Raw genomic sequence first — 221 nt, 5'->3', positions numbered from 1 at the left:
GGTTACACCCACATCCTGGCCGCCGCAACGTCCAACGGCAAAAACATCCTGCCGCGCGTTGCTGCGCAGCTGGATGTTGATCAGATCTCCGAGATCGACTCGGTGGTCAGCGCTGATACCTTCACGCGCCCGATCTATGCTGGTAACGCCATTGCGACCGTGCAGTCCACTGCACCGGTCAAAGTGATCACCGTGCGTGCTACCGGTTTCGACCCGGTTGC

General features: G+C 60.2%; 1 pseudogene. It reads left to right on the top strand.

The features are described from left to right. A pseudogene (locus tag GHN86_RS23350) lies at positions 1-221 on the top strand (electron transfer flavoprotein subunit alpha/FixB family protein); the annotation flags it as partial.

This window comes from Pseudomonas helleri, from assembly GCF_009600315.1.
GTDB lineage: Bacteria > Pseudomonadota > Gammaproteobacteria > Pseudomonadales > Pseudomonadaceae > Aquipseudomonas > Aquipseudomonas helleri_A.
This window is presented reverse-complemented; position numbering and strand designations above follow the sequence as displayed.